Below are 7,053 nucleotides of genomic sequence, written 5' to 3' on the forward strand. Positions count from 1 at the left end.
TCAAAACTGGGGGGGCGGTTTTGTTGTGATATGTTTTGTGCTTTATATGAATCGTTTTCAAATTCAGCCTGAAGAACGGGTGTTAGAACGGGTATTTGGCACAGCATACACGAATTATAAATCACGGGTTAGGCGTTGGATATAATTAGATTGCTCCACCGAAGTCGGTGGAGCAGAGTGGTTTACGCCGCTTGCGCTAATCCAGCCAAAAACTGCTGTTTACGATCATTAAAACGCTGAACGAGATCATCGATATCTGATTGAACATAAGGTTTGAGCCCACTAGCCACCATCCGTTTCGTGCCTTTACCGACTAATTGGCCTTGATCATTAAAGGTGAAGTTCAAGGTGACGACGCCTCGTTTAGCATTCACATCAAAGGTGGCACCGCTAAACTCCACTTCCGGTTGGCTTAGATCCAGCCGCTCAAATTCCACTTCCATACTTTCATAAATGACCAGTGGCCGCTGGCAGTTGATCATCACTTGTTGCTGCTCCATGAGCGGTACCAGAATATGTGGAAAGTTCATCCCAGAAAACTGCACATAGTTTTGAATCACATGCTCAATAAATATTGGGTCATGGCACACATCACCATCGCGTTGCATCAATAGATACTCTTTACCCGATTGATCGACCAATGCACTCATTTGGCTAGATTGACTTTCGACATGCAGCGCAACGCCATCGCTGACCATTCCTGAGAAGTTAAAGCGCATTTTTTGGCTGATGCCCGTTTTTTTCAATAACACGGCAAACAACAGATCGCCTGGTACGCAGAAACGCTTGCTATCTTCGTCATGGATCGGATTAAAATCACCGGCAACTTTTTTTGCAAAGTGGCTGGCTTGTTGACGAGTAAATTGGAACTGATGTTCAGTCGATGAAAAATAAGGTTTGAGCATAATGAATACTTGTCGATAAAAACTGTTACCGATTATAGCCCCAAGAAAAGTTTTAATGGTCCAATCAGTGTTAACTGGTGTCGCTGGGGAAACTAAATCGAGTGAATTAACGCTTGGTTAGTGTAAAATCGAGGTCTATTCCTGACACTTAATCGGCCATTAATTTAGCCATTGCCTTATTGGATAGTAAAATATGTTAACGCCATCAGCGACCATTCCCACTCAAATGACCTTTTTCTCACGTTTTGAAAGCGATATTCTAGCAGGGAAAAAAGTGATTACCATCCGTGATGAAAGTGAGAAAAATTATCAACCCAATTCCATTGTTGAAGTCAGTACCTTAGAGGAAGGCCGTTGGTTTTGTCGCTTAAAAATCATTAATGTTGAACCCATCCAGTTTGATGACTTAAATGAGTTTCATGCTCAGCAGGAAAATATGACGCTAACGGAGTTGAAACAGGTGATCAGCGATATTTACCCAGGAATAAAGCAACTGTATGTGATTCATTATCAGTTAGTAGAATAACGACTCTTTTTGTTACCTGTCACGTCAAGTGGTTTGGTCACCGCATAAAAAATGCCAGCTCGTGATAAGTTGGCATTTTGACGGTTAGGTTGACATGACTAACGTTAGTCACGTTTCCAGCGAATATGGCAAGATTTATGCGTGGGATCGCGGCTTAGCAATAAGCTCGCAAAAACATCATCTAATACGTCATTGGTTTCGTTCACTAAGCCAATTCGTATTTCAGCATAGCGCTCTTTATCGACGCTAAAGCCAACTTCCGCATCCCAATCATCACTAATATCAACCACTTCAGCTGCGCCACGTTCATCAAATTGAGCGACGAAAAGTAGCACATCAGCGGGTTCAAGATTATCTTCCGCCATTTCTAAAAAAATGTCGTAAGCGGTGTCGATGGCTTCATCGTAACTGAGCAATTCAGCCATGATTATGCTCGGTTCATAAATTTGCGTTCTGCCGTATTAATAACAACACGATCACCGGTTGCAATATATTCAGGTACTTGGATAACGAGGCCTGTCGCAAAGCGAGCCGGTTTGGTTCGTGAAGATGCCGATGCTCCTTTAATGGAAGGATCGGTTTCCTCAATGACCATCTCTACCGAAGAAGGCAGTTCAATCGCAACGGGAGCACCATCAACCAAGACCACTTGCAGACCCTGAATTTCTTCAGTGATAAACAGCAGTTCATCTTCAATATCCGCTTTTTTGAAGGTGAACTGTGAATAATCTTCATTATCCATAAAGATATAATCATCACCATCGACATAAGAGAAAGAAACGTTGCGTTTGTTCATCTCTACCGTATCAAGAAAATCGTCAGATTTATAACGCTCGTCAACACGAGCCCCCGTGGTTAAGTCTGTGCAACGCAGTTTATAGATTTTAGAACCGCCTCGACCACCGGGAGTCGTCACTTCAATATCTTTGATTAACAATGTCTTGCCGTTAGAAATAATGGCAAAACCTTTTTTTAGTTCACTTGCTTTTGGCATGGAAAATACCCTTTGTGCTTGATTTCGGCGCATTATAACTAAAGCTTCACTAGAAAAGAAATACTTGCACTACGATTAACAAGCCTAATCAAATCGGTTTAGTCATGTTTTGACTATTGCTTCAAGCTAACGCATAAGAGATCATAACCTTATGTTGAGCTTATAGAGTTATTTTCCGGCATGACCTTGTCGCCTATCGACCCCCAACAACTTTTTCAAACCGCTTATCAACCCGCGATTAAAGAGTTACTCGCTTTATTACGTGCCGGATTAGGCAAACAATTACATAGTGTGTATTTGTATGGTAGCGTGGCACGCAAAACCGCCCGTCCTCATCATTCTAACTTGGATGTGATTGTGGTGACTTATGGTTCGATTGAAGAGACTCGAACAGCGTTAATTAATACCATTCGCTGGCGTTTTCAAAAACGCTTTGCGTTTATCACTGATGTCAGTTTTAAAACTGCGGAAGTAAAAGAGGTAGCAAGTTTAGACAGCCTATTCTCTTGGGGTTTCTTGTTACGCCACTGTAGCGTTTGTATTTATGGCGATAACCTTGCGGAATGTTTTGGTGATTATGAACCGAGTTGGGAAATTGCTAAACATTGGAATATGGATGTTGAAGATTGGTTATTGTTCTATCGTGAGAGTATTGTCAAAGCGAAGCGTGATGATCAGCAAGTCCAAGCACAACAGATTATTGCTAAAAAACTACTGCGCGCCAGTTATTCATTGGTGATGTATCAAGACAAAAATTGGTTTGATGATCCACGGCAGTGTGGCGAGCAGTTTTTACGTTATTACCCAGAGAAACAAACCGAGATTGACCGTTTAAAGATTCTACTGAAAGGGCGAGTGATCGCCAAGCGTTCGGTGATCGGTTTATTAGATAGCTTTGGCCCTTGGTTAGTTAAGCAATACCAAAAGACTGAATTTAAGATAGGTTAATGTTCTCGGAGTTAAAATAACCCGAGTTGCGGCGCGATAATTTGCTCAAACTGACGGTTAATAAAAGGCAAAATCGCATCGGCAACGGGTTTGAGTTGTTTATCAATGTAATGCTGATAATCGATAGGGCTCGATAAGTACTGTTTAGGTTCCGGGCCATTAAGTGTCATGCAGTATTCAATCGTGCCTTTGTTTTGATATTGTAAAGCTCTACCTAAACGCGCATTGATTTCATCTGCTAGGCGAGCGGCGCGTACTTGAGGCGGCACGTTTTTTTGGTACTCGTGCAGCTTGCGTCGCAGGCGCTTTTGGTAGGTTAGCTGCTGATCAAACTCTCCAGCTAACGTTTGCTCAACGGTCGTGCGAATATATTCATCGGGCTGCTGATCGTGAAATATCATCCAATACAGTTCAGACTGAAAACGTTGGGCAAGAGGCGTCCAATCACTGCGGGCGCTCTCTAAGCCTTTAAACACCATTTTTTCCGCACCGGGCTCACCAATCAGGCCAGCGTAGCGCTTTTTCGACCCCGTTTCTGAGCCACGAATGGTCGGCATTAAAAACTTGCGGTAGTGAGTTTCATACTCCAGCTCTAAAAAAGAACTTAATCCGTAGGCTTGCTGAAGATGGGTTGCCCACCACTGGTTAATGTGCCAGACCAAGTCACGTCCGATTTTGTCAGCTTGTGTTTGGCTAAATGCGCCACCTAATGAAATAAAGGTTGAATCGGTATCACCATAAATGACCTGATAACCTTGCGCCTCAATTAAGGTTTTGGTCTGCTTCATGATTTCGTGGCCGCGCATGGTAATACTTGAAGCCAGACGAGTATCAAAAAACCGGCAGCCAGATGATCCAAGTACGCCATAAAAGGAGTTCATAATAATTTTGATCGCTTGCGAAAAGGCGGGCTCGTTGTTTTGCTTAGCAATATCCCGAGCGGCCCACAGTGCTTCGATCATGGCCGGCAAAAAATGGCGTTGACGATGAAACTGGCCGCCACGAAATCCAGCGACCGATTGATGTGGTTTATTGCCGATCTCAAGTGGTAGACCTTCAATCAGCCCTAAAGGGTCAATTAAAAACGAGCGGATAATTGAGGGATAAAGGCTTTTAAAATCAAGTAGTAGGACTGAGTCATACAAGCCAGGGCGAGAGTCCATGACATAACCACCTGGACTGGCAATCCAGTTTTCGGAGTGCAGGTTGGGCGCAACATACCCAGCACGGTGTAGTTGAGGCAGATAGAGATTCGTAAAAGCGGCGACTGAACCGCCAATTCTATCTAACTCTAATCCGGTTAATCGAGAGCGTTGAATAACAAAGTCTAGTAAATGAGTGTGTTGGAAAATCTTCTCGACTAAAATGCAATCTTGCAGATTATAATGGGCGAGCTGAGGTTTATCTTGTCGGTAAAGGCGATTGATTTCTTCCATTCTATCGTGCGGCTGAGTAATGGCTTTTCCTTCTCCTAACAGTTGACGGGACACGGCCTCTAAAGACCAAGAGCGAAACTGATAGGTGGCGGTTTTTAAGGTATCGATTCCATCCAGTACTACGCGTCCGGGAATGGTAATAAAGCCTTGGTTCGTTTGCGCAACTGATCGAAAATAACTGGCCTGCTTAGCTCGGCCAAGTTTGAGCTTTAATTTATGCCATTCGGCCCGCTTATGCAGTAAGCGAAAGTCAAAATCAATCACATTCCAGCCAATGATCACGTCCGGATCAAAGCGTTGAAACCAATCGACTAAAGCACTCAGTAAGTGATATTCATCGCTGACCCATTCGATAGTGGTTTCAGCGGACTGTGGCTGGCCGACCATGATCACGCGGCTGTCGATGGGGCTATGTAAACCGATGGAGTAGAGTAAGCCTTTCTCTGAGCATTCAATATCTAATGAAACCACATGGAGTTGTGGTAAATAGTCCGCTTGTCGGCATTTTGCTTGACGGACTTGGCGATAGTCGCCGTAGTGGGTTATGGTGCCGGTAAACTCAAGGCTGCCTTGAATGAATCGCTCCATTAAATAGCGATCCGCCAGTTTAATATCGGCTTCTAAAGTGATGATATTTGCTTGGTGGAGCGCTTGAGCCAGTTTGGATGCTTGATAATGGCTGGCAAAATAACAACCTGCCAGTGACTGTTGGTTAAAGTCTTTAAGCTCAAGAGGCCGAACATCAACGGCTATTTGCTGTTGTTTGGCGATGGCTTGGCAAGCTTGAATCTGCGTTTGTTCGATAAAGAACACCGCTTGTTCGCCCTCGATAATCAACTGTGTTGGCCCTTGATCTGTCGCCAGCCACAACTCAATGTGACTTTTACCATTGATATCTTTTGCTTGGCGGGTGAGAACAAAACCTGATTCGAGAGTCACAGTCAACCTTATTGATGGCAGTATTTAGGCAGAAAATATCTTCCTTTGCTGCTAGTCGTCTACCTGCTACAGCAAGTCGTTTGGGGATACCTAAAAAATAGCAGAAGATAATATCATCTTCTGCTATTCGCGTCAGGACGCGTTGAGGTCGGTCTGGCAGTGAACCTTACCAATTTCATGATATTTATAAACTAAAGTGAACATGATTATAATGGGTCACTGCGATTTACTTTTGGCACTTAGTAATAAAAATAACCAGTGACTTTTGCACTCATTTCTTCTTGTTGCCAATGCTGATAGCGAACTTCACTGCGCAGTGCCCAATGGCGAGCAAGGCTCCAGTTCCAAGTCAAATTAAGCTGGCTATGATGATCAGCATGACTGTTAAATAAAGCTAAGTATTGTCCTTGTAGCCCTAAACGGTGCTTATCTGCTGCTTGCCAGAGTAGGCCAGCCTCAATTCCCGCACCAGTCGTGAAACGATAATCGGTCAGCGAACCATGATTGAATGCCAATGATGCTAATCCATAGCCATGCAGACGGTTAGGATCGCCCCACGCTTGTCCATAACCACCTTGCAAAAACCATCGTCCTTGACGTTGTTGTTGACTCGGCTGACGGTCAAAGCCAATTCGCATATTCCATGATGCACTAGAGAATAGATTGTGATTTGGCGCTACCGTCATGGCATCAAGCAGATACAACTTTTCTAAACGAGTGGTGCTATTTTGGTCTTGGCTTAATTGCAGATCCAAAAAGCTAATTTGCGCGCCAGGAATAAAGCCTTGTTGAGCATCGAATAAGTCGTGATAGGCGGCGCGCCACTCAAGATTCAACGCTGATGGTGTATGGTGCCAATATTGGCCACCAATGCCGAGTCGTGCCGAACCATGCCCTTGTTCAGGAGAAAAAGCCGGTATCGGGACGGGCTCAAAAGGTGATGGGGCGTTGATTTGGCTACGCAGTCGTAACAATTTGGTCAGTCGCTGCGCCGTTGGATCGCGTTCCAAGCCTTGATCATACAATTGAAAATTGAGCCATTCATAGGCAAATTCATAAATGGTGGCCAATTCCTGATCGTTAAACTGGTTAGGATCGGGAAATTGACCTTGGGTCGCCAGTTTTGCGGCTTGAAAAAGCTCTGGAGAGACTTGTTGTGATTGATGCATTAAACGCGTGCCAAAAGACTCTCTATAACGTGGTGTGGTAATAAGTCCTTGTTTCGCTAATGCACCGACAGTATCTGAAGGGATGGCTTGTAGTGGAAAATCTGCGACTAATTGTAAGTCATCACGGGCCAATTGT

At 44.1% G+C, this 7,053-nt stretch carries 8 protein-coding genes; 3 read left to right on the forward strand and 5 right to left on the reverse strand.

The features are described 5' to 3' along the window. A partial coding sequence (locus tag B7C60_RS20105; protein WP_425445521.1) for a methyltransferase family protein occupies positions 1–145 on the forward strand: 145 nt, incomplete at its 5' end. A 37-nt stretch (positions 146–182) separates the two neighbouring features. Here B7C60_RS20105 and B7C60_RS14775 read toward each other — a convergent pair. Next, positions 183–908 carry a DUF3581 domain-containing protein gene (locus B7C60_RS14775; RefSeq protein ID WP_425445522.1) on the reverse strand — a complete coding sequence of 242 codons (726 nt, stop codon included), beginning with the start codon at positions 906–908 and terminating at the stop codon, positions 183–185. Positions 909–1,131: 223 nt separating this feature from the next. Between B7C60_RS14775 and yqfB the strand changes: the two genes are divergently transcribed. Beyond that, on the forward strand, positions 1,132–1,431 hold the full coding sequence (gene yqfB, locus B7C60_RS14780; RefSeq protein ID WP_212752244.1) for a N(4)-acetylcytidine aminohydrolase: 300 nt from the start codon (positions 1,132–1,134) through the stop codon (positions 1,429–1,431). 104 nt (positions 1,432–1,535) lie between these two features. On the opposite strand, the gene B7C60_RS14785 is transcribed toward yqfB, so the two are convergent. Both B7C60_RS14785 and yeiP read right to left on the reverse strand, forming a co-directional pair. After that, on the reverse strand, positions 1,536–1,856 hold the full coding sequence (locus tag B7C60_RS14785) for an HI1450 family dsDNA-mimic protein (RefSeq protein ID WP_099612318.1): 321 nt from the start codon (positions 1,854–1,856) through the stop codon (positions 1,536–1,538). A gap of 2 nt (positions 1,857–1,858) precedes the next feature. Further along, entirely contained in the window at positions 1,859–2,425 is a 567-nt protein-coding gene (gene yeiP / locus B7C60_RS14790) for an elongation factor P-like protein YeiP (RefSeq protein ID WP_099612319.1), read from the reverse strand. A 180-nt stretch (positions 2,426–2,605) separates the two neighbouring features. Between yeiP and B7C60_RS14795 the strand changes: the two genes are divergently transcribed. After that, the gene (locus B7C60_RS14795; protein WP_099612320.1) at positions 2,606–3,373 is read left to right on the forward strand and encodes a nucleotidyltransferase domain-containing protein; all 768 of its coding nucleotides are present in this window, start codon (positions 2,606–2,608) and stop codon (positions 3,371–3,373) included. Between the two features lie 11 nt (positions 3,374–3,384). On the opposite strand, the gene B7C60_RS14800 is transcribed toward B7C60_RS14795, so the two are convergent. Then, positions 3,385–5,748 carry a DNA polymerase II gene (locus B7C60_RS14800; RefSeq protein ID WP_099612321.1) on the reverse strand — a complete coding sequence of 788 codons (2,364 nt, stop codon included), beginning with the start codon at positions 5,746–5,748 and terminating at the stop codon, positions 3,385–3,387. 239 nt (positions 5,749–5,987) lie between these two features. After that, a partial coding sequence (locus tag B7C60_RS19590; protein WP_483887767.1) for a DUF7840 domain-containing protein occupies positions 5,988–7,053 on the reverse strand: 1,066 nt, incomplete at its 5' end.

The organism is Vibrio fujianensis, from assembly GCF_002749895.1.
GTDB lineage: Bacteria > Pseudomonadota > Gammaproteobacteria > Enterobacterales > Vibrionaceae > Vibrio > Vibrio fujianensis.

What these genes read in the sequence shown, in the direction of transcription:
- B7C60_RS14785 (WP_099612318.1), bottom strand. Translation starts at nt 1,856, where the DNA reads ATGGCTGAATTGCTCAGTTACGATGAAGCCATCGACACCGCTTACGAC.
- B7C60_RS14795 (WP_099612320.1), top strand. Translation starts at nt 2,606, where the DNA reads ATGACCTTGTCGCCTATCGACCCCCAACAACTTTTTCAAACCGCTTAT.
- yeiP (WP_099612319.1), bottom strand. Translation starts at nt 2,425, where the DNA reads ATGCCAAAAGCAAGTGAACTAAAAAAAGGTTTTGCCATTATTTCTAAC.
- yqfB (WP_212752244.1), top strand. Translation starts at nt 1,132, where the DNA reads ATGACCTTTTTCTCACGTTTTGAAAGCGATATTCTAGCAGGGAAAAAA.